Origin of the sequence: Flavobacterium nitrogenifigens, from assembly GCF_003254565.1 — a bacterium.
Classification (GTDB): domain Bacteria; phylum Bacteroidota; class Bacteroidia; order Flavobacteriales; family Flavobacteriaceae; genus Flavobacterium; species Flavobacterium nitrogenifigens.
Genome location: NZ_QJRI01000179.1, coordinates 300,584 through 327,167, shown reverse-complemented (window position 1 = coordinate 327,167; position 26,584 = coordinate 300,584). Strand labels below are relative to the sequence as shown.

Below are 26,584 nucleotides of genomic sequence, written 5' to 3'. Positions count from 1 at the left end.
GCAAATAATTAAAGGAGGAGACGTAGAGCCGCTTCCTGAACCATATCCAAGCAAAGGAAATGGCGGTAACGGAAGTACATAAAAAAAGTAAATATTATAGTTAAACTAAATATTATTCGCAAACTGAGCTGGAGACACTCCAGTTCTTTTGCGAAATGATTTTGCAAAAGAAACTGCATTTTTAAACCCTACGCTTTCCGCAATTGCTTGTGTAGAATATTTACGATATAAATGATTTGTAATCATTTGGTTAATAACATAATTAATCTTCAACTCATTAGAATATTCACTAAAAGATTTTCCAAACCTTTTGTTTACAACATAAGAAAGATAGGTGGTATTGGTTTTTATTTTCTTGGCGGCATAAGAAAGCGTAAAATCTGCATTTAAATATTCTAGTTTTTCTTCTAAAGCCAATAATTTTTCAACAATCTTGTTTTCTTTAGCCTCATCAATACTCAAATTCGCATTTTCCTTTTTCAGAGCAACATCTTCATTTTCAAGAATCTCCATAGCTTCTTTTTCGGTAGGTGCGTTCTCTATTTCTGCTTTTTCAAGTTCTTTTTTCTCTAGATTAGCTTTGAACTCTTCAATCAAAGCGTTCATTTTCTTTTGAGCTTTATTTTTATCCCTAATATTTTTAATGAGGAAAAATACAATGCCGATTACCAAGATTACATAAAATACTTTCAATGCTTTATTCCAAAACACTTCATATTTATATTTTTCCTGAACGCTAAGCATCTCGTCGCTAAGGTCTGCGGTTCCTAATTTATAGTTTACCTCTAAAGTTTCTTCTCTAAGATTTCCCTCATATTTTTCATAAGAGTCCAAGTATAGCTTAGAGTGTTTATAAGCCAGCTCGGGTTCATTTTTAATACTGTAGATTTTAGCCTGTATGTAATTAGATTTAAAATAACTATTATCCACAGTCTTATTCTTTTGACTAATAGAATCTACCTTTTTTAAAAATATAAGAGCTTTATCATATTTCTTTATAGAGTAATAAAGGTCTCCTAAATTATAATTGGCAATTTGATATAAATCTTCATTATCAGTCTGTTTTGCATAAAACGAGATATCATAATAAATTTTTTCGGCATTTGTATAATCCTTTTTAATCAGATAAATATTTCCTAAACTAAGTTTAGAAATAGTCTTATTGTCTATAAATCTATCCGAATACGCTATGCTTTTTTTATAGTAATACTCTGCAGAATCTAATAAGTATGTTTTTTCTCGATTTTTATAGTAATACCCTTCATAAGCGTTTCCAAGATTTGTGAAGGTATTACTCTTAGAATTTTGAAACTGATCTTTTTCATACAATCCTTCATTCTTATCTAGAAATGCATCATTCTGCTTTAAGATTTTTATCGATAATTGATAATTCCCAACACTTTCATTAAGTAAAGCAATATTTGCTTTAAATTTTACTATCTGAACAACGTCATTTATTTTAGAAGAAAGCTTAACCCCTTCCTGATAACTTCCGAGTGCCTTACCATAATTGGATCTTTTCCAGTAAGTAAGGCCTCTATAATTGCATAAATATGCATTAAGTTTAATTTTATCATTAGAATCTGGGATTTTGGCTAAATGTTTTATCGCTTCTGCATACATTTTATCAGATTGACCAACATTTCCTTTTAGCTGATACAGGTAAGAGCCAGCACCATAAGCAAAGGTTTGATGAATTTCATTTTCAGACTTAAGCACCTGATTTACATACTCCAAACCTTTATCATACTCCCCGTTTATACTAAAACGGATTTTATCCTGTAATTCTAAGTACTTTTGTTCTGTGAGCTCCGCTTTAGTTTGAGCAGTCCCACTAGAAAATAGTAGTAGTAAAAAGAAAAAAGAGATGATCAGCCTCATTAAGTTTGTTTTTGGAATTCAAAAATAGTCTATAAATTATCAAAAAACTACAATTAATTTGCCAAATTCCTATTAATTTTATTTTTACGATAAAAAAATATAACAATTTTACCTGTATTTGTTATATTTTTATTATGTAAATTTGCTTTGCTAAAAATTATAAAACATGAAACCAGACCTATTTCAATCTCCAGATTATTTTAACCTAGACGATTTACTATCAGACGAACATAAATTGGTTCGCGAATCTGCTCGTGCTTGGGTTAAAAAAGAAGTTTCTCCTATTATAGAAGAATATGCTCAAAAGGCAGAATTTCCTAAACAAATTATTAAAGGTCTTGGAGAAATCGGTGGTTTCGGACCTTATATTCCGGTTGAATATGGCGGTGCGGGATTAGACCAAATTTCTTATGGTTTAATTATGCAGGAAATCGAAAGAGGCGATTCTGGTGTAAGATCTACCTCATCTGTTCAATCTTCACTAGTAATGTATCCAATCTGGAAATACGGAAAGGAAGAACAAAGAATGAAATATCTGCCAAAGCTTGCTACAGGAGAATACATAGGATGTTTTGGTTTAACTGAGCCAGATCACGGTTCTGATCCTGGAAGTATGATCACCAATTTTAAAGATATGGGAGATCATTACCTTTTAAATGGTGCCAAAATGTGGATTTCTAATGCTCCTTTTGCTGATATTGCGATTGTTTGGGCTAAAAACGAAGAAGGCCGAATTCACGGTTTAATTGTTGAGCGTGGCATGGAAGGTTTTACAACACCAGAAACTCATAACAAATGGTCACTACGTGCTTCTGCAACTGGAGAACTAATTTTTGATAATGTAAAAGTTCCAAAAGAAAACCTTTTACCTAATAAATCTGGTCTTGGTGCTCCGCTTGGCTGTTTAGATTCTGCTCGTTACGGAATTGCTTGGGGTGCAATTGGAGCAGCAATGGATTGTTATGATACCGCTTTAAGATATTCAAAAGAAAGAATCCAGTTTGGAAAACCAATTGGAGGAACCCAATTACAGCAGAAAAAACTAGCTGAAATGATCACCGAAATCACAAAAGCGCAATTATTAACTTGGCGTTTAGGAGTTTTAAGAAACGAAGGCAGGGCAACAACTGCACAGATTTCTATGGCAAAACGTAATAATGTTAATATGGCAATCAACATTGCTAGAGAAGCAAGACAAATGCTCGGAGGTATGGGAATTACAGGCGAATACTCTATTATGCGCCACATGATGAACCTTGAAAGTGTCATTACTTATGAAGGAACTCACGATATACATTTATTAATAACAGGAATGGATGTGACTGGAATTCCAGCATTTAAATAAGCTGTAATTATTAAAATATACATAAAATCAATGCGAAAAGCTTCTTCTTGACGGAGAAGCTTTTTATCTTTGCATCAAAATTTTTTCACAAATGAATATCGAAACGATAAACAAAAGCATACAACCTCAAAAAGATCAACTTTTAAAACATTCCTTATACAATAAGATTCAAAATATAGACGACCTGCACAGTTTTTTAGAGACTCATGTTTTTGCTGTTTGGGATTTCATGTCACTCTTAAAAGCTTTACAAGCTAAACTTACTTGCACTACAACACCATGGTTTGCTACAAAAAATCCTGGTACACGTTATTTAATTAACGAAATTGTCTTGGCAGAAGAAACAGATTTAACCCTAGACGGAAGAAGACAAAGCCACTACGAAATGTATCTTGAAGCAATGGAAGCTTGTGGCGCTAATACAACAGGAATTTTAAGCTTTTTATCAGAAGTGACTTCTCTGCACAATATATTTGTAGCAATCAAACAAAGCTCGCTTCATCCAAATGTAAAGGCTTTTCTTGATTTTACTTTTAGAGTAATCGAAGAAGGAAAACCACACGAAATTGCAGCCGCTTTTACTTTCGGAAGAGAAGATCTTATTCCGAGTATGTTTACTGAGATTCTGAAAAACTTTCAAAAGAATCTTCCAGAAACCGATTTGACAAAATTGTTATACTATTTTGAAAGACATATTGAACTAGATGCTGATGAGCACGGTCCGATGGCTATGTCAATGATTACAGAATTATGTGAAGACGATGCACAAAAATGGAAAGAAGTGGAAGAAGTTTCGATTCTTGCCCTAGAAAAACGTATCGCTCTTTGGGATGCCATTGAAGAAGAAATCGTAATGAAAACCGAAATGGTTTAAAAATAAAATAAGTTCTTTAAAAAATTCCAATAACTTAACTGTTTCAACAAACGATTAAGTTATTGGAATTTTGTTTTTCATACCTTTGACATTCAACCTGTTGAAAAACACTTTCAAATGAAAATTATCGATTTCATTCCAACAGAACAGTTAAGGCCTTTTATTAAGACTTACAGAATTATCGAAAGCGAAGACGAATTGACAAACAGGGTTTTGCCCAGCACTTCGCTAGCAATTGCTTTTCGATGCAAAGGCAATATTAACTACATTAAAGAAAATCAGCACGATAAACTGCCCGTTTCTACAATTTCTGGCATTCGAAAATCAGTGCGTTTAATTAATTATGCAAAAGATACGGCAACTCTTGTCGTTCAATTTAAAGAAGCTGGTGCTAAAGCCTTTTTTAAAGAACCGCTTCATGAATTATTTGAAGAAAGTGTTTCGCTCGACAACTTTATTCCGCAGCAAAAAATTGCCGTTATCGAAGACCTTTTAGCGGAAGCGAAAACCAACAATCAAAAAATTGCGATTATAGAACAGTTTCTTTTATCAAGACTCCACAATTACAAACCCGACGATTTAATCTCTGCCGCCATTAACATTATACAATCCAAAAAAGGCATTATTAAAATAAAAGAACTTGCCGACTCTCTCTTTATCAGTCAAGATGCATTTGAGAAAAGATTCCGAAAAACAATTGGATCTTCTCCTAAACAATTTTGCTATGTTGTTCGTATAAAATCAATTATTGATCACAAACAAAAAAACCAAAACCTCATCGATCTAGCTTTTGACGCGGGTTATTTTGACCAGTCTCACTTTAATAAAGACTTCAAATTGTTTACAGGACAAACTCCAACAGAGTTTTTCAACTTTCCATCATTTTGGTAAATCAATGATTTTTTACAATGATTTGGTTTTCACAATTCTGAATTTTACATCAATAAAAACAGAAATTATGAAAACAAATCTTTTAATCTCAATTGTCTTATTGACATTATTCAGCTATAGAACAAATGCTCAATCAACAACTATCAATTCAGAAATTAAATCTAAAAAATCAGAAACCATGCAGCAAATTTTTATCGATAAATTTATTGTTCCCGAAAAATCAAAACAAGAATTTTTAGAACGAGTACGCATCAACCGAAACTTCATAAAACATTTAAACGGATTTGTAAATGACAATGCTTACGAACGTATTGACGAAAATGGAAATTTAATTTACATAACAATTGCGGTTTGGGAAAATGAAACTGTTCTGAAAAATGCGAAAGAAGCGGTACAAGCTCAGTACAAAAAAGAGGGGTTTAATATTTCTGAAATGTTCGAAAGACTGCATATCACTATGGAAAGAAACATCTACAAGGAATCAGAAAAACTGTAATCGAAAAATATGTCTAATTTTGTACGAAGTTAATTCTTGCTGATTTAAACTTAAAAAAGCAAATTAAAAATAAAATCATGCAAGTTTCTCCTCCAAAAGAATTGTCACCTTATATCAAACATTATCTATTTTTAGATAATGCTGAAACTGCCATGCAAAAATTTCGTTTGTTTTCTGATGGTAATACTGGTCTTGTATTTTCTGTAAAAAGCAAGCTCATTTCTGGAATTAACAAACAGCAAATAAAAGATTATTTACCTGTTTCGTTTTTATACGGACAACTTAATGGCTTTAAAGATCTTTATTCTGAGAATGAAATAACTCTAATCATTGTCGTTTTTCAGCCCAACGGAATACATCAATTATTAGGAATTCCGGCTAACGAATTTCACGATGCTATTATTCCTGTTGAAGATATTTTTGATGAAAAAATTACAGTGCTTCAGGAAAGCCTATTTCAACAGAATAATCAAATACGAGTTGAACTGCTTAATTCTTTTTTTAGATCGTTACTAGCCTCAAAAACAGCTTCAAATCAATTTATAGTTGATCATTCTTTAAACTTTATTATTAACAATAAAGGACAATTTTCTATAAAACAATTAGTGAAATATACAGGATATACTGAAAGACATCTGGAAAGAAAATTCAAAGAATGTGTTGGGTTAAATCCGAAGAAATTTGGCAACGTTGTAAGGCTACATCATTTTTTAAAACTATTAAAAGACAAACCTAACGATGCCAATATAACAACAATTTGTTATGATGCCGGATTCTCTGACCAATCTCATTTAATTAAAGAATTTAAAAAACATACGGGAATTACTCCAACTGAATATGTTTACAATACTGGGAAATTAACCAACAATCTCATTAAACGAACATTTTAAAATGTCGGTTTTGTACAATTCATAATGTATTGATAAGGCTATTTTTGATTCAAATAATGAATAGCTTACAATATGAAAAATCTAAAAATAGCCACAGCTCAGTTTGAAAACAAAAGTGGGGATAAAAACTATAACTTATCTGTCATTGAAAAACTTTCTCAAAAGGCGTCTGATGAAAACTGCGATGTGATTTCTTTTCATGAATGCTCTATAACTGGATATACATTTGCAAGGAATTTATCAAAAGAACAAATGTTAGACTTGGCAGAATTGATTCCGAGTGGAGAAAGCATTCTAAAATTGATCGAAATTGCCAAAAACAATAACATTGTAATATTGGCGGGACTTTTCGAAAAAGACGAAAACGATAATTTATTCAAAGCTTATGTTTGTGTGGATAAAAATGGTTTAGTGGCCAAATATCGAAAATTGCATCCTTTTATAAATCCGTATTTAACGCCTGGAGACCGTTATTGTATTTTTGAAATTGAAGGCTGGAAATGCGGTATTTTGATTTGTTACGACAATAATATTATCGAAAATGTGCGAGCAACAAAGCTTCTAGGAGCCGATATTATTTTTATGCCTCACGTAACAATGTGTACTCCCTCTACCCGACCTGGCGCTGGTTTTGTAGTACCTCAGCTTTGGGAAAACCGAGAAACAGATCCAACTTCGCTGCGATTAGAATTTGACGGAATGAAAGGACGCGACTGGTTAATGAAATGGCTTCCAGCAAGAGCTTACGACAATGCTGTTTATGCCATCTTTTCTAACCCAATTGGTATGGACGATGATCAATTAAAAAACGGCTGTTCGATGATTATTGATCCTTTTGGAGATATTCTAGCCGAATGCCGCACTTTTGATGATTCTTTTGCAACGGCACTAATTATTCCCGAAAAATGTAATCTTGCAGGAGGAAGTCGCTATATAAAAGCTCGAAGACCAGAATTGTATAGAGATATTATTGGACAAGATCATCAATCGGAACAAAATGTTGTTTGGTTGAACTCTGATAAAAATTAAAGGGAACACTAATAAAATGACATCTTACTTGTTGGTCATCCACAGCAGGAGATGTCATTTCTCTAGAATTGAATTAATCTTGATTTTATTATCCATTTTTAGACTTCCAAATAAACCCATCCAGTAAATAATGCGTAAACTGAGGAACGGTCAACAAAGGAACTAACAGAATCTGCCAGCTTGAGAAATCGAAACTGCTTATGTTGATATTTTCATTCCAGACAAAAAACTCCCAAAGAAATTCTTCCGAAAAGGCGATTATTAAAAGAATTCCAATGTAAATCAAAATTCCTTTGTATTGTTTTAAGAAAGATAAATTTCCTAATTCCGAAGCTGATTTTCCATCGATTTCTTTAAAATAAACCAAAGCCATATATGGAATTCCATGCGAAACGACATTCAATAAAGTAAAAATCAAATCGTCATTAAAATATACAATTCCAAAATACCAAGACAAGGCCGTTCCTAGAATTATACTGTTTTTCGGAATATTAAAAAACCTGTTCCGAATAGATTTTACAGCAGTATAAACGATATACAAAATCAAAATTGCAATATAAATCCAAAACAGGATCTCGAGAATTCCATGGTTTTCAAACCTAAAAAATTCATTTTCTACAAACCAATTGAATTTTCGCTTAGACGAAAAAAACCAATACAACATTGGGTATCCAGTTGAAGCATAAATCGCTAGATTATCAATCCAAACCGAGATTTTAGTTTTCACTTCTTTTCTCGCATACAATCTCATAAAGCCATATTGCTGCCTGATGAAATGAAAAACAGCAACGTAAGCCAAAAATGACCAAAAAACCAAACTTCCGAAAGAGAAAAGCACAATTCCGGTTACAAAACAAAAAAGTGGCAACAGAATCAATCTTCTTTTTTGTTTCTGAAATTCATCGGCAACAAAATACGTTTTGAATAAAGTTGCATAAACGTGTGCTACATCTATAAAAACAATCAGGAAAAGCCATGTGTAAAAAGAATAATTCTCTTCAATCTGAGCAATGTAATCCTGAAAAATAAAAATGATCGCCAATACAAAAAATGACGGACCAATTATAAAAGCCAAATCGGTTTTGGCTTTATGAATCCACGGTTGTTCCATCTACAATTTCATTTACAACATTAATCCCCTGATGAAAAGCTTCTTCAAAAATCGAAATTCCTGATAAATCACTATGGGCGAAATAAATCTTATTTTGAATATGCTGCTTTGCATTTTTCTTCGCTTCACCAAAAATAAAACCTGGCGCTGGCGAAATCATGCCGTGGCCTAAAAGAAATACTTCTATATCTTCCGTACATTCTTCAATATCCTTATGCGCGACTTTTAAATCGTTCAAAACAAACTGTTTCCAGTATTCTTTGTCTTTTTTATAAAGCTCTTTTCTAGTTTTCTTCAAATCAGCCGAAGAAAAACTATAATAGTACGTAATGACTTTTTTATCTTGAACTTGATTCACAGTCTGATGCTGATCGTAAACATATCCTAAACCTTTTGCATCATAAATGACATTGTCCCAAGAAAGCGGAAAACTAAAATTATCCGATAAATCGTTAACTACTAAAGTTGCCAAAAGCCAAGGCGTGTAATGAAAATCTTTAGTAAACACTTTTCTGTCTTTAATCAAGTACTGATTTACAAACTGCGGAGACGACATGATGACTTTATCGGCAATAATTTCAACCGATGTTTTATTTACATCATCAAAAGCTTTTGCGATCACTTTATTGTTCTCTACTTTGACTTCATAGACCAAATGATTTTTCAGCGTTTTGTCTTTCGTATATTTTTTCAAATGATTGGCTAAACGCGAATTTCCTTCAGGCCAAGTCAGAACGCTATCGTGTTTTTCGGGAGTAGAATCTTGTTTTCTTCCCGCAAAATAATGAATTCCTGCCCAAGCCGAAACATATTCGATTCCTAAACCAAAATCGTCTTTACAGCAATAATCGATATAATTAAACAAAGGTTCAGATGTAAAATAATTGTCTTTGAACCACTGCTTCATCGTGATTTTATCTAAAGCTCTAGTCTTTTCGTCTTTAGAAGAAAGATAAAGCGGAATATCAAATAAATACTTCTGGTCTTCTCCTTTGGCGGTTCTAAACACATCCATTTTTTTGAAGAATTTATCAAACTCTAAATCATCAGAGACCAGATTTCCTTCTTTTGGAACTACACCTTCCTGCCAATTATTTTTATAGAACAAACGTTCGTCTGGCGCGAAAGTCAATTGTAATTCATCAAAAATTGGAAACCCTTTTTCTGTGTAACCTAAAATGATCTTTTCTTCTTCTAAAAAATGAAGCAGTTCTTTATCCTGAAAATTCGGCAATGGCAAATAATGCGCGCCCAAAGGATATTTGGAATATTTGTTTTCTCCGTTGGAAGAATTTCCGCCCAAATGATTTTCTAATTCTACCATCAAAAAATCAGAAATTCCTTTCTTATGAAATTGGCGAGCCGCACTTAAACCAGAAATTCCTCCGCCAACAATCAAATACGGAATTTGGATTTGTTTTGTCGGTTTAGGAAAATCTTTAATCCATAAACGGTGTCCAAGCAAGTGTTTGGTTCCAGATAAACGAATCATCATTACGGCAATTTTATCAGAACAAAACTGCAGAAACGGAACCGCAATTAAAGCCGCACCAACTACTTTTATAAAACTCCTTCTGGATTTATTGCAGTTTTCCCCACTCTTCATCAAAATAGCGTACTAAAATCTGGTTGTCTAAACGATTGATTTCTATTTGGTTTGAAATCATATCATTTGTAAAATAATTGAATCGGTCGAATTGATAATTGTAAAACTTCAATTTATCTGCTTTTCGGTTTACGGCATTAAAAGTCGTCCCGAAACCATTTATGGCAATCGTATAACCCCATTCTCCAAACGACGGAACATAGGCATGATACGCATCAACCTGCGGAAAAACCTGCATCACCGTTTTATTGATACACCAAAATGACTTTGGCGCAAAATAAGGCGACGTAGTTTGTATTACAACCGCTGCATCTGGCTGTAAAATGGTTTTTATGGTCTGATAAAAATTAAGCGAGTATAATTTCCCTAAACTATAATTGGACGGATCTGGAAAGTCAATTATCGCGACATCATATTTTTCCTTGTTGTTTTTCGCCCAAATATAAGCGTCGGTATTGATTACGGTAACTTTAGGATTATTTAACGAATTTTGATTGAAATTGGTTAAAACTGTATTGGTTTTAAACAGTTTTGTCATTCCTTCATCCAAATCTACCAAAGTCACTTTCTGAACGTCTTTGTATTTCAAGATTTCACGAACCGCGAGACCGTCTCCACCACCCAAAACCAAAACGTTTTTGACGCTTTTAGCCATCGACATTGCGGGATGCACAAGAGCCTCGTGATAACGATACTCATCTGCAGAACTAAATTGTAGGTTATTATTCAAATAAAGCCTGTAATCGCTCTTATTATGCGTTAAAACGATACGTTGGTACGGTGTTGAGTTTGTATAAATGATATTTTCTCCATATAATTTCCCTTCTGAATAGGCTAGAATATCATTCGAAAAAATAAAAACTGCCAATAATAATACAAAAGAGAAAACGGCTTTTGCTCTTAATAAAGAAGGTTTCTTTAATTCTCTTTTTAATAAAAAGCATAAAGCAATGGCAATGCTTACATTGATCATTCCGAAGAAAAGAGAAGTTCCCATAATGCCCAATTTTGGCACTAGAACTAACGGGAATAAAATTGACGCCAGCAAAGCACCGATATAATCAAACGTAAAAACATTCGAAACCAGATCTTTAAACTCGACTCTATCTTTTAAAATATTCATTAAAAGTGGAATCTCCAATCCGACCAAAAATCCGGTTACGAAAACAAATAAATATAAAATGAATTGAAAAGAACCGACATTTTCAAAAAGCAGAAACAAAACTACTGAACTTAAACCTCCGATAAGTCCAACGAGAATTTCAATTTCTACAAATGTGTTGAGCAGATTCTTGTGAAAAAACTTCGAAAAAAAGGAGCCTATACCCATAGAAAACAGGTACACGCCAATAATAAATGAAAACTGCTTTACCGAATCGCCCAATAAATAACTCGCCAAAGTTCCTGCAACCAATTCGTAAATTAGTCCGCAAGTAGCAATTATAAATACGGCAAAAAGTAAAAGAAATTCAAACCTAAGAAACTTTTTACCCATGAATTGCGGCACTAATAATCATGGAAATCCCGATGATAAATGCTGCCAAAACAATAGCAACAGCAACATTATTTTTTTCTACAACTTCTTTCCAAGTATTTTCTGGAGTCAATTTTTCGATAATATAATACCCGATTAATAAAATTACAATTCCTAAAAAAGAATAAAGAATTGAGTTTACTATTGGCTGTGCGTGAAATAATTCCATATTTGATAGTTTTTATTTGTGGTAAAAATGATTGTATGATGAACGGTTTCCGCTCGTTGTTGATTTATAATTTTCTGTCGATTCGCAATCGCAGATTCTATTTCCTGCAAGAGCAAAATAGATGTAAACGCCAAAGCAAAAGAATCCAATTGCTAATGGCGCCCAATTATTGGTAAAGAAATCTGAAATTCTCTTCATATTATTCATAAGTCGAGTAGGAACTGTCTGACCATCTCTTTTTTTCAAATTGATTTTTAAAATATCGTATTATGAAATAAATCACAACCATTGCAATAATAACCAGCCAGACATTTCGATTTGAAGGCTGATTCCAAACTACCTTAACATTCATCTCGCTGTTGGTAAGATCTTCTGGCGCTTTCATTGGCGTTATTGAAAGGTGATATCTGCCAGCCTTTACTCCACAAATATTAAATTTCTCAGACTGACTTCCTTCTGTCCACGATTCTCCTTCAGAATAACCATAATAGTATTCAATATCTTTATTGGCGTAAATCTCATCGCCATTATCTTCATTAATTAAAGCAATGTTCAAATTGGCCCATGAATTATTAACCCCAGTAGAAACACTAATGGTCATAGGAGCCGAAGCACCTTTGAGTACAAAAGAAGGAGTGGTAATTTCTTTATTATCAAATTCGCTGAACTTAATTGTACTATTAAAAACGTTCTGCTCTACCTGATCTTTATAAATATACCAATTTGCTGTTATAATCAATAAAGCGAAAAGACAGAAAATAATGGCTGTATTTTTAAGATCAAAAAGAGACGGCTGAATCATACCTGTTCCAAACTGATACGGTAACTTTATTCCTGGAAATGCTTTTCTGATTTTGCTTTTACTTGCATATTCGCCGTGAAAAGCAGTCTGAACATTATTCATTTTTTCTACCGAAACAATATATGGCGGATTTATAAATTCAGCCAAATGTATTTTTTTGTTTGAAAGCTGAAAATCAAAAAATCCTTTTGCATCAATTATTTCAGCATCAGAATGTTCAAAAAGATCATAATCTTGACCTTCATAATCCAAAACTTTAACTCCTTTTTTTAGATCGTCAATCTTTTCCATTTCGGTAAGCATCATCCAATGCCCGTTTGAAACAGAAAGATAGAGAAACTCTTTTGCTTCATTTTGCAAAATAAATTCTGTCCATCTATAATCTGGATGTACTTTTTTTCTCAAAATACCAGTTACCTTATATTCGCTTCCTTTTAAGAAACCAGTTTCGCCAATAACTAGCGGATACGTTTCTGTTTCTGCTTTATATTTTGATTTTCTGCGAAATTTTCCATCATCGTCAGCTTCATATAAACTGCGACATATAGGACAAACAAAATTGACTACTTCAAAACCAACCTCTAATTCGGTTTCTACATTACAATCGTAACAAGGAATCTTCATATCTTATCGGTTAATTTCAAAATCTTTAATTATTTCTGCTTCAAAATAGGCAATATAATCAGCCATAACTGCACGCACTTTCTGCGAATTATCCTGAAGATAATTGCACAAATAAACGTCCAAAGTCAACTGATTGTATTCTGGCCAAGTGTGTATACAAATATGAGATTCTTTAAGACAATACGAGATTGTAAAACTTTCGTTCTCGAAGTCATGCACTACAACTCCAACCTTCTCAAGTTCGTATTTTTCTAAAATGGAATCGGTAACTGCAACAAAGCCTTTGCTATTGGTAAGCTTAGAGATTTCGTCGACATGTAGAGTAACCAGTTTATGCAATCCTGGCGAATAAGGAGGTAAATCCATTAAGTTATTTATATTACACAGGGGCCAAATATATAATATTTCTAGAATAAAAAATTGAGGAAAACCGTATTTTGAAAATAACTTTTTAGGACTATGTATTTGTGATTTTTCGTTCTATTTGCATATCAAGCATTCCTGTGTCTGCTGATAAGAATTGCACCAGCTTGATTTTTTTACAATATAGGCCGTTTTGTTTATTTGCTTTCTTGCTTCCTGCAATTGGTTTTGAGCTTCTGCTTTTGAAGTGTAACCCATAAGGACTGTTCTAAAAGAATTGCCTTTTTTTATGATGGTAGAATTTTGATTTATTTTAACTGCTTTTTTAAGTTCGTCATCTGCCTCTTCAATTTTTGGGTCTCCTCCTGCAATTATAAACCATTCTAATCCTGGCTCTGTGCTTGATAAAGGAGTTTCGAATAATTCTATTTTTTTCTGACTCTCTTCTATTTTCTTCATTTGTGCTCTAGTCGGATTGGCAAGAGTATCACTTTTTAGATTTTCCTGAGCTTTTAAATAATCGTCATATTCTTTTTTGACTTCATTGTAGTAGTTGGTCCATGATCTTTTCATATCGCCACTGGGAGCTACAACTGATAAATATTTAGCTAGCTGTAACCGTACAAGCGGATCTTTCTGCTCTTTTACGTCGTTTACATATTTATCAAAATATTCGAGTTCTTTAATATCCTGATCTCTTTCTTTAAACAAATCACTAACTATCAATGTGACTGTACTTATTGCAAGAGAAACTACAACCCATTTAAAATAGTCGATAAACTTATCCAGATTTTCTTGTCCTAATTCTCCTTTTTTAATCAATCTGTATAAAAATATTAAAGAGAATAAGCCAATAAAAACTATAAAGAGATAAAGCCAAAACGAAACAGTTCCTGTATTTGAAAGCATGACTTAAGCATTTAAAATGTTTACGAAAAAAACAAAACCCAAAGCACTGAAAAACAATGCAATATAAAAACAAAAACCAAAAAAACATCCCGTAATTTTACCCTTTTTTATACAGGAAAAACCATGATAAAAACAGAAATCCCGCAATTTCATTTTCGATGAAATTGCGGGATTAGTTTTGCAGAGAAGAAGGGATTCGAACCCTCGATACAGTTACATATGCTAGGTTTTCAAGCTAAATCTTTAATTCGATTTCTTTTTAAGTTTATTTTCCAATTGCTTTAACTCTTCCAAGTCCTGTTCATCTGCTCTTTTAGCATCAAACTGTTTACGCTGTTTATCGAATTTTTCATAAATAACATCTACTTTTTCTTCCATTTGCAAATGCGTTACTTCTCCTTTGTGAGTTAGAACTTCTTTGTCATTAAATTCTATAATTCGATCAATATTTGTTTTCCAAAAATTCATAGTAATGTCTTGTGCATTTTTTGCTCTTAATTCTGCCGTTTCAAGAAATACTACTACAAAACGATTAAGTAAATCTATTTCTTCAGCCGTAAGATAATTTTTCGCAGTATAAATATCTTGTTTACGTACAATACTACCTTTCCAACTTGTCAGCGCCATATTTGGAGCATCGGCGTTGGCACGCGAAACTATTATTTCTGCGGCTGTTTTTCCAGTAATAGCATAAAGCAATTTATTTTGTGCATCTGCAAAAAACATTTGAGTAGCTTTATCTGTTGCATCATAATCGCTACTCAAAGCAAAAAGATCACGAACTTTTTGATAAAATCTCTTTTCAGAAGCACGAATATCTCTGATTCTTTCGAGTAATTCGTCAAAATAATTAGCACTTCCATTTGGGTTTTTAAGACGCTCATCATCCATCACAAAACCCTTAATCATATATTCTTGAAGGTTTTGATTTGCCCACTGTCTAAACTGTGTTCCTCTTTTACTTCGCACTCTAAAACCAATTGCCAAAATCATAGCTAAAGAATAAAATGCGACATTATAATTTTTGCCATCAGAAGCAGTTGTCAAGTAATCCTTTACAACTAACTTTTCGTCTAACTCCTTTTCTTTTAAGACGTTTGCAATATGTAGACTTATATTTTGCTTAGAGGTGTCAAAAAGTTCCGCAAGTTGATTTTGGTTCATCCATACATCTCCATCTCTAGCCAAAAGAGCGACATTCGATTTTCCATCAACAGTATTGTAAAAAATAAATTCTTGGTTTTCCATCTTAAAAAGAAGCTTTTACGTTCCAATCATTATAAAAGAAATGATAGATTTAGTAATTGTAGAAAGTTAATAAAAAAACCTCGAAATATACATTTCGAGGTTTGGTATTATTTTATTTAAAATTTTGCAGAGAAGAAGGGATTCGAACCCTCGATACAGTTACCCATATACTAGCTTTCCAGGCTAGCTCCTTAAACCACTCGGACACCTCTCTATTTGGTCTGCAAATAACACAAAAAAAATTGAGTTTAGAAAGTAAAATTAAGATTCGTTTATACTTTTTCTAAATTCTTCCATAAACAATTTAACTGCCTTCTTCTGATAACTGCCAATGGTTAACATAAACGAATCACGCTTGGTCACCACTCCAGTAATCTGAATGGCTTTAAGACTATGCTCCCAGCCTTTCAAAGCTTTTTCGGCTACAATGGTTGCCCAATCGCTGTTTTCTACCATTTGCAGTAAAGCATGAATTGAATTTAACTCTATCGAAATTTTCGGATTCATATTGTGTTTTGCAAACAGCAACTCAACATATTCTCTTGAATTGGAACCTTTTCCTGGCAAAATTAATGGCACTTCGTCTAATCTCTTAAACGGTATTTTTTCAAATTCAGCTAAAGAGTTCGATTTTGAAACCGCCATAACCATGTTTGAAGTAAACAAAGGTACTTTCTGGATTGGAGGGCCAATTTCGTGTGATGAAATTACCAAAACCAAATCCAGCTCATTATTAATCAGTTTTTGCTCTAAAGCTTCTGTTGTACCATATTCTACAATTATTCTTAAATTCAGATATCTTTTGGCAAATGCATTTACAACGGGCAAAATCAATAATCCAAAAATATAGGTTACGCCAATTCGGAGTTCGCCTCCAATCATTTCGTTCAAATCTTCAATGGCCTGTTTTCCGTTTTCTACATTTTCGACCACTTTTTTAGCATGAATCAAGAAAACAGCACCAGCTTCTGTCAATTGCACTTTCTTGCCAATTCGCTTAAACAAAGGCATTCCAAGTTCTTCTTCGAGCTTTTTTATTTGCTGCGAAAGCCCCGATTGCGTTACAAAACACAATTCGGCTGCCTTTGTAAAATGCAAAACCTCAGCAGTTTTAATAAAATATTGCAGTTGATAGATTTCCATATTGATAAGTTTTACTACTTATTATCAGTAAAATTATTAATTTTTCTAATGAAATCATAATCCCGACCTTTGTATCAAATAATAAAGATCATGTTTAAAGCCTTAAAATCAAGAAATTTCAAGTTGTTCTTTTACGGACAATCTGTTTCGGTTATCGGAACTTGGATGCAGAAAACCGCCGTAAGCTGGATGGTTTACAGCATAACAGGATCGGTCTTTTTATTGGGTTTAGCCACTTTTTTAAGCATGATTCCGTCTTTATTTCTAGCGCCTCTTGCAGGAAGTATTATTGGACGCTACGACAGACATAAAACCATTTTGTTTTTACAATCTCTTGCTATGCTTCAGGCGGGAACTTTAGCATTGCTCATTTATCTTAAAATTTACAACATCAATTTTATTCTGGCTTTAAGCTTAATTCAAGGAATCATCAATGCTTTTGATATGACTTGCCGTCAAACCATGATGATTGATATTGTTGATAATAAAGAAGATCTTCCAAACGCAGTTGCGCTTAACTCAACCATGAACAATTTTGCCCGAATTGCAGGTCCTGCGCTTGCCGGAATCATTCTGCATCAATATGGAGAAGATATCTGTTTTATCGGGAATTTTGTGAGTTACGTGCCTGTTTTGATTTCGCTAATGATGATGAAAATTACGCCTCATATCAAAGCCGAAAACAAGCTTAAAATGCTAGACGATCTTATAGAAGGACTTGATTATGTGAAAAAAGAAAGCGAAATGGCAAGAATGCTTTTGATGCTGACTTGCAGCAGTTTGTTTGTAATTTCTTTTAACACCTTAATGCCCGTTTTTGCCAAAGATATTTTTAGCGGAAATGCTGAAACTTTCAGCTGGTTTGAAAGCGCAGCTGGAATCGGTTCTGTCCTATCTGCGGTTTATTTGGCCAATTTAAAATCGGCTGAAAATATGGGAAAACTAATGATTGCTGCCAGCTTACTGTTAGGATTTAGCATTATTATTTTAGCCATTTCAAGCAGTATTACAATTGCGCTAATCTGTATGACTTTGAGCGGAATCGGAATGATGGGACAAACTTCATCAATCAACATTTATATTCAGACACACAGTATTGTGAGCATGCGTTCTAGAAGCATCAGTTATTATATGATGGCGTATCAAGGAATGATTCCTGTTGGAAGTTTAATTATTGGATATGTTTCTCACTTTATAGGTGTAAGAGCTACTGTTGCGCTTCAAGGCGTTATCTGTATTCTTTCTGTGATAGTGTACTTGTATTACAAGAAACACAGAGCAGAAGATGAATTGGAGACTTGCCCTGTTGAGTATAGAAATTCCAAGTTTTAAATCAGAAGAAAACATTCCGTAGGAATGTCTGCTTGGTAGAATTAAATTTGAATTACGATTATACGTTCCGTAGGAACGTTTGATTAACGAGACGGATTTTTTATTGTCGCGAAAAAACAGGTGTCCCTACAGGACACAATACAAAACGATATTTTTTTCTACCGATGAGATATTCCTATGGAATATACCCGCTGCGATAAATTTTCAATTTTGTCAAAGTTTAACTTTAACAAAGTTCTTTACCACGAAGCATTGGAATTTGGAATTTTTAAAATATTGTAATTTAAACTATGATATTTCCCCGCGAAGTGCCGTCTCAAAAATATCCTTAAACTCACTTTGCGGAATATTATGCCCAAGCAGATACATTAATTTTGTAATGGCTGCTTCTGTCGTAATGTCTTTTCCTGAAATCACTCCTAGCGATTTCAAAGCAGTACTGGTTTCATATTGCCCCATGTTGACGCTTCCGCCAGAACATTGGGTTACGTTTACGATATGCATTCCAGATTTAATGGCTTTTTCTATTAAATTTAAAAACCAATCTTCAGTTGGAGCGTTTCCAGAACCGTAGGTTTCCAGAATAATTCCTCTTAAACCTTTGGTTTCAAGGATTGAAGCCAAAACAATTTCGCTCATTCCTGGGAACATTTTTATGATCGCAACGTGATTGTCCAAATTCTTATGAACGATCAATTTTGCATCTTTATTTACAGGAAGAAATAAATGTCTGTTTAATGTTAAATGAACACCAGATTCTACCAATTCAGGATAATTTGGCGCTGTAAAAGCTTTGAAATGTTCCGCATTTACTTTAGAAGTTCGGTTTCCGCGATACAATTTGTATTCAAAATATAAACAAACTTCTGTAATAACTGGCTTTCCGTTTTCCTGAAGAGATGCAATCTGAATTGCCGTAATCAGGTTTTCTTTTGCATCGGTACGCAAATCTCCAATTGGCAATTGCGAACCTGTAAACACCACTGGTTTTGCTAAATTCTCCAGCATAAAACTCAATGCCGAAGCCGAATACGACATAGTATCTGATCCGTGAAGCACCACAAATCCGTCGTAAGCGTTGTAATTTTCCTCGATAATTGTGGCAATTTTTGTCCACATTTCGGGATTCATATTTGAAGAATCAATTGGGTGTTCAAACGAAATTGATTCGATTTCGCAATCCAATTGTTTGATTTCGGGAATTTTCTGAATTAGTTTACCAAAATTGAAAGCTTTTAGTGCTCCTGTTTCAAAATCTTTGCTCATACCGATGGTTCCTCCGGTATAAACCAATAATATTTTTGCTTTAGATGACATCTTGGTATTTTAATTTGTTGACAACAGGATTTGCATACATAGCTAAAAATCCTTGTCTTGTCACAGGATTATCACTTCCGATACGCATTTCTAAACGACGTTCAAAAAGCTGTTTTTCGCTCTCTTTATATTTGTGAGCAAATTTATTTGTTTCGTTTAAAATATCGTAAGCAATAAAATTTGTAGGCCATAATTGATAGTTTTTCAAGATAACATCATCAATAGTTTGTGCCAAAGCTTGAACCTGTTTGTTTACATTATCATTTTCTGCCACGATCTGATCAATTTCAGTATCTAAAACATCACCTACCGAAATGTGTATTCTCTTTTTAGTTCCCATGATACCGCTAATGATATTCATGAAATCTTCGTTTTTATCTTTTACATACACTTCGTTGTTTGCTTCTGCCATTAATTGCGGCATTTTTAAAACATCTGTTGGATCGTATTCGTATGAAATAGAAACAGGAACTATTTTTAATTTCTTAAAATAATCCATTAAGTTTTCTTCATCAGACCCCATTCCAATCATTTTTAAAACTCCCGGATTGGTTTCGTCATTTCCGTCTTTTGTTCTTCCTTCTCTCTGAGCAATCCAAACCGAACGGTTTTCGCGAAGCAGTAATTGTCCCATGTATTCAGACAATAATTTTGAACTCTGAAGCATTTCTCTAGGCGATAAACCTCTTAAAACTAAAAAGTTTCGGTTTAATTTTGCCAAAGTTGCCAGAAAAGCTTTTTTTACCAAATTGTCTCCAATTGCCGAAGCGGTCATCACTAAACCATGTTCAAACAAACAAACATTTAGCAAAGTCGTATCCAAAAGAATATCTCTATGATTTGAGATAAATAGATAAGAAGTATTGGGTTCCAGTTTTTCAAAACCTGAAGTCGTTAATCCTTCAGAGCTTTTTTCTAAAACTTTCTGAATAGTGTTATAAATAAAGTTGCATTGAAAATCACGAATCGAGTGTGTTTTCTTCAATTGCTCCTTCCAAACCTCATCTTCTACATCCGGAAAAGTAAAGTTCATCATGGTTTTCATCATAGGATGATTGACCACCGCATGAAGTGCTTCATTTATTTCGGAATCATAAAACGGTCGAATGGCATCAAATTTCTGCATTATTTATAATTGTTTAAAGTGGGCAAAAGAACAAAAAAAAAATTAAAGTTTTGTAAGGCTTGGGTTAAATCCCAAAAACGTCTTTTGAATTTTGAGTTGTAATTGCTGCAATTTCTTCGGCAGAAACACTATAAACTTCGCTTAATTTGGCAATAACATTGACCAAATAACTGCTTTCATTTCTTTTTCCTCTATATGGAATTGGTGCTAAATACGGTGAATCTGTCTCCAAAACAATGTGTTTTAAATCGATTTGATTTAAAAATTGATCAATTTTTCCGTTCTTAAACGTAACTACACCTCCAATTCCTAATTTCATTTTGTAAGAAATTGCACGTTCTGCTTGTTCTAAAGTTCCGGAAAAACAATGAAAAATCCCAAACAAATCTTCAGATTTTTCTTCTTCTAAAACTTCAAAAATTTCATCAAACGCTTCACGGCAATGAATTACGATTGGCAATTTGTACTGTTTTGCCAGCTGAATTTGTCTCTTAAAAGCAATTTGCTGCTCTTTTAAATGTGTTTTATCCCAATACAAATCGATTCCGATTTCGCCAACTGCATAGAATTTTCTTTTAGACAATTCTGTTTCCACATGCGCCAATTCATCCAGATAATTATCTTTCACGTAAGTGGGATGCAAACCCATCATTAGAAATATATTTTCAGGATAATTTTTTTCTAAATCGTACATAGATTGAGTTGCTGCAGCATCGATTGCAGGAATAAAAAAACGTGTAATTCCGGCATCAATAGCACGCTGAATCATTTCGTCACGATCCTGATCAAATTCTTCAGAATATAAGTGCGTGTGGGTATCGGTAATAATGGGTGTTGAATTCAAGGCTGTATTTTTAAAGTGCCAAAATTACGACAATATTAAAAGAATAGCAATTTCGTAGAGATTATGGGACGCGGATTTAACGGATTTACTTCGTAAAAATGCTGATGTGAGCGGATTTTTTCTTTTTGTGAATGTCCTAAAAAAAAGCCTTTGTCAAAGATTTAAACTTTGACAAAGGCTTGAACAATAACAACCTATTTTTTATCATTCTGAAGAACAAAGGATCTCACAAGAAGCTTCGAGGAGAAAACCCCCATTTTTTCTCTCGATCAGCTAGTGCGATCCCTCGTTCTTCAGTACGACAGACAGGGTTATTTTCCTGTTTCTATATATAGCAAAGCGCGTTCCAAAACTTCATCTTTGCCTTGTTGAATGCCTAAAATTGTTGGTTTTATTTCAATATCGGGTACAATTCCTACACGTTGTGTTTCTCTACCATCTGGGTAATAAACTCCAATTCCTGAAAAGCCCGTATGAAATCCATTAAAATCAAATTCAAACACATTACCATCTGCACCAGCGGTTTGACTTCCTATTATTGTGGTATTTCCAGCTGTTTGAAAACACATAGCTGTCCATTCTGACTGGCTTATAGAATTCTCATCCAATAATACAATCACTTTTCCTTTATAATTGTCTTTATTCTCAAACCCTGTATTTCTTCCCTCCGTCCAATAGTATTTTCCTGGATAATTTAAATAAGGATAAGTGTAAATCACAAATTTTTCTTCGTTAGCATTTAGAAAATCTGAAATTACTTTATAAGTGCCTTGCGGATAATTCCTTATATCAAAAACAATTGCTTTTGTATTTTTTAAAGCTTCAACCATATCTGGAATGTTTTTGGGTTTTATAACTCCCATATTCACATAGCCAATATTATTGTCGAAAAGTTTAAACTTATCTTTCTTTTTCTGAGCGCCTTTTTTAAATTCATTTCTATGCGAATCATGATAATTAAACCAAGTCATTGGCTTTGTTTCGTACTTTCCATTTTTTAAGAATTCTACATTTACCTTTTCAGATTCGCTCATTAAAATTGTGGGTAGAACTTTATCCAGAAAAGCAACCTCGTTTGAAGCAGCAATCATTTCCCTTTTCTCTTCAATAATTTCCTTGATGCTTTTATCATTTATTTTAGTAATCACTGTCCCAATTTTAATGCCATCTGCCTCAGCAAGACTGTCTCCTAAAATCTCTGTGATTACAAGTTTTTCTTCTATTATTTTGCCCGTTGCTGGAAAAAAATAAAAGTTCTTTTTTTCTGTTGCTGCAGACGGATATATATGAAATTCAACATGGCTATCATCTAGTTTTGCCGCTGTTTTTCTTAATACTTTAAAAAAATCTTCTGGAGTGTTAGATTGAACAACAGAAGGAATCACTTCATTTAAAGCTTCGTCCCATTTCTGGTCCATTATATATTTGTACGGAAAATAATACTCTACGACATTCCAGTATGCATACAGCATTAAAAGCTTTGCGTTTTTGTCTGTGTAATCTAGATTAAAATAATTCTTTAAGTTTTTAAAACCGTCAAAACTTGGTCCAAATTCCTCATCACTCTGAAACCTATTTTCTTCAATAAATTTTAATTTCTTCGAAAGCTTTTTTGAAAACAGTTTATTATTAAACCAGCTTAAATCGAAATTCTTATCAAAAAATTTGACGCCCTTTGGCGCAACAATCGGCGCTATTTCTTTTACTGGTCCCAAATCATCGATCCAATTTTCAAGAATTAATGAAAACTCTTCTTTGGTTTGTGCTTTTTCTATTTTGGGCAATTTCTCCAAAAGCTCATTATCCCAATTCAATTCTCCACTGGCAATTTTCGGATGATAATACTTTAAGAATCCCCAAACTTTGCAAGTTGCTGCCAGTTTTTCTGTCTGCGTAATCTTATTCAAACCAAAAATGGTCTGAGATAAAACAAGAAGAAAAATAAGTGCAACTTTTTTCATTTGGTTTTTGGTTAGCTTAAATTGTTTTTGGAACAAGTTCTTTTAAAAACAAAATCGAATTTAGAACTAAAATTCCAAATTCGATTGAGGTTTCCCGTAAACGGATAAAATTTTTCTTAATAATTAGAATTTAGTCCAATTCTTCCAAAAGCTGTTCGACTTCATCATAATCTTCATAATCTTGCGAAATAGTCTGTAAAATGGCTTTACAGTCGTCGTACTTTCCTTGTTTTAGTTTAGACAAAGCCAGATTCCATTTTGCTTTTTCCTTATAAACAGAATTTCCTGCTTCCAATTCTTTGAAAATGTTTTCTGCTTTTACGTATTTGCCAACTTGCAATAAGGATACGGCGTAGAAATATTTAATCTCTTCAGAATTGTTTTCTTTCAGAATCATTTCAAAAATCGGAATAGCCGTTTCATATCTTCTTCCATTGAAATTATTCTCAGCTTGTTTTAAAATAGCTTCAGACACACCTCTTTCTGTAAAATAAGCACTTTCTGGATGGTTGTAATCTTCAAAATTTGGATAATGTTTATAATCAAAGAAAAACAATCCGAACATAATAATTACCGATGCTGCCGCTGCAAAATACCACGGTTTAAGCGAAACTACTTTGTTTTGTTTCTTATGGAAATATTTATCTGAAATTCTAGTCAGATTTTCTTTAAAGATTTCTCTATCCTGTTCTTGTCCAAATTTATTTTCCAGTTGAAAATGCATTTCTTTGAAACTTTCAAATTCCGAAGCCAGTTCAGTATCTTCAGACAATTGTTTCTCCAAATTGTGTTTTTCATCAACGGTCAGTTCGCCTTGAAGATATTGGTCAAATAATATATAGCGTTCTTCGTTCATGATTAATTGTTTTTTAAAGAGTTAAAATTTTTCGCTTCTTGAATCCACTGCGTTAACTGGCCTACGCACAACGATTTCTTTTTTCGTACATAACCGTAAGTTACGTTAAGCTTTTCGGCTACTTCTTCCATCGATTTTAGAGAAAAACTGAGTTTCAGAACTTCTTGACATTTCTCTCCTAGTTTCTGGAACATAGTTTCAAAAAGCTTCTGCTTTTCATCAAATTCTTCGGCTTGTGCAACCAATTCGTGAGCAGATTCATTGATAGATACTACATTCTCATAAATTGTTACCTCTTTATTGGCAGATTTTTTCAGTTCGTTCAGCCAGCGTCTTTTGCACAACAAGAAAAAATAAGCATCAAACGGACAAGTCAGCTGAAGCTTTCCGGCTTTCGCCTGATTAAAAAGCAAAATCAAGATTTCCTGAACTACATCCTGCGCCTGATCTTTATCTCCAGAGTTATTGGTGATAAACTGAACGACTTTGGGCGCAAACTTTTTATATATCATTTCGATAATTACCGAATCGTTTGCAGCAAGTCCGTCGATATATTTTTGATCAGGATGAATTTTATTTTGATCCATAAAAAAACATTTTACAGCTAATTTAAAAAAAAGAATCCTAAAAACTTTTAAAATAAAAGGTAACAATATTATAATCAATTGTATATAACGAAACAAAAGTCTTTTAAAAACCTTTAAAAAATTAAAAGAAATGAAAAGTTATCAGTTTATAGACGAAAAAAATCTAGATCGTTTTTACGAAATAATTGCTGCCAAAACACGCAACGGTTTTGTTATTACAGAACAAAATGAGAAACTGCCTTATGTGGTTTTATCTAAAAAAAAGAAAGCCATAAACCATTCATTTCATCTATTTCTCAGCATCCTCACTTTTGGCTTTTGGACGATTGTCTGGATTTATCTTATTCTAAAATTCTCGCGCGAAAAAGACATTTTGGTTGCTGTTGACGAAGATGGAAATCTGTTTGAAGACAAATGCATTTCTATTTAAAAGAAAAAGTGGGGTAACAAATTTTTAAACCAATTGATATAACGATATAAAAGCCTTTAAAAAATATCTTATAAAGAGGGGTAACAAAATAAAAACCGAATTGATTTAACACTAAAAGTAATTAACCAAATCTGAAAATCACCTGAAAAAATTTCAGAACAGATTTATAAAAACTAGAAAATTATGAAAACAAATTTTAAAAAAATCGGACTTTTAATACTAGCAATGACCACGTTTGCAAGCTGCGACAATAGCGATGGAGAAGATATCAAACTCTCGCCTCCTACTTCGGGAGCGTTTAAAAGCATTAACGAAAAAGGAGTAAAAAGAAACACGCAAAATTTTACTATGACCGCAGGAAATGGCGTTGTGACCTTAACTTCGGCAAAGGGTGTAAAGCTTTCCATTAACGGAGATTGCTTAACCAAAAACGGAAATCCAGTAACAGGACAAGTCGATATCGAATACATTGAACTTTTTGATAAAGGAAATATGCTGGTTACCAATAAACCAACTATGGGAATTACAGCAGACGGAAAGAAAAATCTATTGATTTCTGGAGGAGAATTCTTCATCAGAGCAACTCAGGGGGGAGTCGAGTTAAAAACTTCATGCACTATGAACATGATTGTTCCAACAGCATTGACAAATGGTTTGGATAACTTAATGACTTTATGGACTGGAGTTATTGGTGAAGATGGCGAATTGGCTTGGAGAGAAGCAAAAGCAAATGCTGACGGAACCGGCGGAAAAGGTGGTGTACAAGGTGAAGGTAACAATTATTATGTCACTTTTGGCAACTTCGGATGGACAAATGTAGACCGTTTTTACAGCGATCCAAGACCAAAAACTACTATTTTGGTTGATGTACCAGAAGGATACAATAATACAAATAGTGCAGTTTATCTTTCTTATGACGGAGAAGGTACAAATGCTCTTGCTAAACTGGATACGTTTACAGCTGAAGGATTGTTTAGCGAACATTACGGACAAATTCCAATCGGATTAGCTTGCCACATCATTTTTGCAACTGAAGATAATGGCAACTGGCGCTATGCTATAAAGGGAGTGACTATTTCTGCAAATTCAGTTTACAACTTTACTTTAGCCGAAACAACAGTCGGTACCGAAGCTCAACTGGTTGCTGCAATTAATGCCATACAGTAACTTCTAAATGCTTTTTTTAACAAAAAGTGGTGATTTGCTCATCACTTTT

26 protein-coding genes and 1 tRNA gene are annotated in these 26,584 nt (G+C 33.4%); 9 read left to right on the top strand and 18 right to left on the bottom strand.

The features are described from left to right. Positions 1-105: 105 nt before the first annotated feature. Positions 106-1,881, bottom strand: a complete 1,776-nt coding sequence (locus DM397_RS18640) for an AraC family transcriptional regulator (RefSeq protein ID WP_111378963.1) — start codon at positions 1,879-1,881, stop codon at positions 106-108. A gap of 166 nt (positions 1,882-2,047) precedes the next feature. Between DM397_RS18640 and DM397_RS18635 the strand changes: the two genes are divergently transcribed. The 6 genes from DM397_RS18635 to DM397_RS18610 all read left to right on the top strand — a co-directional run bounded on the left by DM397_RS18635 (position 2,048) and on the right by DM397_RS18610 (position 7,406). Further along, positions 2,048-3,226, top strand: coding sequence for an acyl-CoA dehydrogenase family protein (locus DM397_RS18635; RefSeq protein WP_111378962.1), 1,179 nt, complete (start codon positions 2,048-2,050; stop codon positions 3,224-3,226). A gap of 91 nt (positions 3,227-3,317) precedes the next feature. Further along, positions 3,318-4,100: a DUF3050 domain-containing protein gene (locus DM397_RS18630; RefSeq protein WP_111378961.1), complete on the top strand. Its 783-nt coding sequence runs from the start codon at positions 3,318-3,320 to the stop codon at positions 4,098-4,100. A gap of 117 nt (positions 4,101-4,217) precedes the next feature. After that, a complete protein-coding gene (locus DM397_RS18625; RefSeq protein ID WP_111378960.1) occupies positions 4,218-4,991 on the top strand; it encodes a helix-turn-helix domain-containing protein in 774 nt (257 codons plus the stop codon). Positions 4,992-5,058: 67 nt separating this feature from the next. Continuing rightward, positions 5,059-5,487, top strand: a complete 429-nt coding sequence (locus tag DM397_RS18620) for a hypothetical protein (protein WP_111378973.1) — start codon at positions 5,059-5,061, stop codon at positions 5,485-5,487. Positions 5,488-5,564: 77 nt separating this feature from the next. After that, positions 5,565-6,377, top strand: a complete 813-nt coding sequence (locus DM397_RS18615) for a helix-turn-helix domain-containing protein (protein ID WP_111378959.1) — start codon at positions 5,565-5,567, stop codon at positions 6,375-6,377. Between the two features lie 72 nt (positions 6,378-6,449). After that, positions 6,450-7,406: a nitrilase family protein gene (locus DM397_RS18610; RefSeq protein WP_111378958.1), complete on the top strand. Its 957-nt coding sequence runs from the start codon at positions 6,450-6,452 to the stop codon at positions 7,404-7,406. Positions 7,407-7,494: 88 nt separating this feature from the next. Here the strand turns inward: DM397_RS18610 and DM397_RS18605 are convergent, their stop codons facing one another. From DM397_RS18605 to DM397_RS18555, 11 genes are all read right to left on the bottom strand, one after another. Next, the gene (locus tag DM397_RS18605; protein ID WP_111378957.1) at positions 7,495-8,517 is read right to left on the bottom strand and encodes a hypothetical protein; all 1,023 of its coding nucleotides are present in this window, start codon (positions 8,515-8,517) and stop codon (positions 7,495-7,497) included. Further along, positions 8,495-10,123 (bottom strand): flavin monoamine oxidase family protein, encoded by a 1,629-nt coding sequence (locus tag DM397_RS18600; protein ID WP_111378956.1) that lies wholly within the window; start codon positions 10,121-10,123, stop codon positions 8,495-8,497. The genes DM397_RS18605 and DM397_RS18600 overlap by 23 nt, the downstream gene beginning before the upstream one ends. Further along, the gene (locus tag DM397_RS18595) at positions 10,098-11,618 is read right to left on the bottom strand and encodes a polyamine aminopropyltransferase (protein WP_111378955.1); all 1,521 of its coding nucleotides are present in this window, start codon (positions 11,616-11,618) and stop codon (positions 10,098-10,100) included. The genes DM397_RS18600 and DM397_RS18595 overlap by 26 nt, the downstream gene beginning before the upstream one ends. Further along, complete coding sequence (locus DM397_RS18590; RefSeq protein WP_008466189.1) at positions 11,611-11,826, bottom strand: DUF350 domain-containing protein; 216 nt, start codon at positions 11,824-11,826, stop codon at positions 11,611-11,613. Before DM397_RS18590 ends, DM397_RS18595 begins: the two co-directional genes overlap by 8 nt. 12 nt (positions 11,827-11,838) lie before the next feature. Further along, a complete protein-coding gene (locus DM397_RS18585; RefSeq protein ID WP_239457879.1) occupies positions 11,839-12,024 on the bottom strand; it encodes a hypothetical protein in 186 nt (61 codons plus the stop codon). Position 12,025: 1 nt separating this feature from the next. Beyond that, complete coding sequence (locus tag DM397_RS18580) at positions 12,026-13,252, bottom strand: DUF4178 domain-containing protein (RefSeq protein WP_111378953.1); 1,227 nt, start codon at positions 13,250-13,252, stop codon at positions 12,026-12,028. A gap of 3 nt (positions 13,253-13,255) precedes the next feature. Next, entirely contained in the window at positions 13,256-13,618 is a 363-nt protein-coding gene (locus DM397_RS18575) for an S-adenosylmethionine decarboxylase family protein (protein WP_111378952.1), read from the bottom strand. A 114-nt stretch (positions 13,619-13,732) separates the two neighbouring features. Further along, a complete protein-coding gene (locus DM397_RS18570; protein WP_111378951.1) occupies positions 13,733-14,524 on the bottom strand; it encodes an SPOR domain-containing protein in 792 nt (263 codons plus the stop codon). Positions 14,525-14,767: 243 nt separating this feature from the next. Then, on the bottom strand, positions 14,768-15,772 hold the full coding sequence (locus tag DM397_RS18565) for a virulence RhuM family protein (RefSeq protein WP_111378950.1): 1,005 nt from the start codon (positions 15,770-15,772) through the stop codon (positions 14,768-14,770). Positions 15,773-15,899: 127 nt separating this feature from the next. Further along, positions 15,900-15,986: transfer RNA gene (locus DM397_RS18560), tRNA-Ser, on the bottom strand. 47 nt (positions 15,987-16,033) lie between these two features. Beyond that, complete coding sequence (locus DM397_RS18555; RefSeq protein WP_111378949.1) at positions 16,034-16,915, bottom strand: LysR substrate-binding domain-containing protein; 882 nt, start codon at positions 16,913-16,915, stop codon at positions 16,034-16,036. 90 nt (positions 16,916-17,005) lie between these two features. On the opposite strand from DM397_RS18555, the gene DM397_RS18550 reads away from it, so the two are divergent. Next, complete coding sequence (locus tag DM397_RS18550; RefSeq protein WP_111378948.1) at positions 17,006-18,247, top strand: MFS transporter; 1,242 nt, start codon at positions 17,006-17,008, stop codon at positions 18,245-18,247. 288 nt (positions 18,248-18,535) lie between these two features. On the opposite strand, the gene DM397_RS18545 is transcribed toward DM397_RS18550, so the two are convergent. The 6 genes from DM397_RS18545 to DM397_RS18520 form a co-directional block, all read right to left on the bottom strand. After that, positions 18,536-19,564 (bottom strand): asparaginase, encoded by a 1,029-nt coding sequence (locus DM397_RS18545; RefSeq protein ID WP_111378947.1) that lies wholly within the window; start codon positions 19,562-19,564, stop codon positions 18,536-18,538. Further along, a complete protein-coding gene (locus tag DM397_RS18540; RefSeq protein WP_111378946.1) occupies positions 19,554-20,690 on the bottom strand; it encodes a 1-acyl-sn-glycerol-3-phosphate acyltransferase in 1,137 nt (378 codons plus the stop codon). Before DM397_RS18540 ends, DM397_RS18545 begins: the two co-directional genes overlap by 11 nt. Before the next feature lie 64 nt (positions 20,691-20,754). Continuing rightward, positions 20,755-21,534: a TatD family hydrolase gene (locus DM397_RS18535; protein ID WP_111378945.1), complete on the bottom strand. Its 780-nt coding sequence runs from the start codon at positions 21,532-21,534 to the stop codon at positions 20,755-20,757. A 311-nt stretch (positions 21,535-21,845) separates the two neighbouring features. Next, positions 21,846-23,495, bottom strand: a complete 1,650-nt coding sequence (locus DM397_RS18530) for a S41 family peptidase (RefSeq protein WP_111378944.1) — start codon at positions 23,493-23,495, stop codon at positions 21,846-21,848. 130 nt (positions 23,496-23,625) lie between these two features. Beyond that, positions 23,626-24,351 carry a tetratricopeptide repeat protein gene (locus DM397_RS18525; protein ID WP_111378943.1) on the bottom strand — a complete coding sequence of 242 codons (726 nt, stop codon included), beginning with the start codon at positions 24,349-24,351 and terminating at the stop codon, positions 23,626-23,628. A gap of 2 nt (positions 24,352-24,353) precedes the next feature. After that, a complete protein-coding gene (locus tag DM397_RS18520; RefSeq protein WP_111378942.1) occupies positions 24,354-24,938 on the bottom strand; it encodes an RNA polymerase sigma factor in 585 nt (194 codons plus the stop codon). 130 nt (positions 24,939-25,068) lie between these two features. Between DM397_RS18520 and DM397_RS18515 the strand changes: the two genes are divergently transcribed. Together DM397_RS18515 and DM397_RS18510 are read left to right on the top strand one after the other, a co-directional pair. Next, a complete protein-coding gene (locus tag DM397_RS18515; RefSeq protein WP_111378941.1) occupies positions 25,069-25,368 on the top strand; it encodes a hypothetical protein in 300 nt (99 codons plus the stop codon). 183 nt (positions 25,369-25,551) lie between these two features. Next, positions 25,552-26,535: a hypothetical protein gene (locus DM397_RS18510; RefSeq protein WP_111378940.1), complete on the top strand. Its 984-nt coding sequence runs from the start codon at positions 25,552-25,554 to the stop codon at positions 26,533-26,535. The last annotated feature ends 49 nt before the right edge of the window (positions 26,536-26,584 follow it).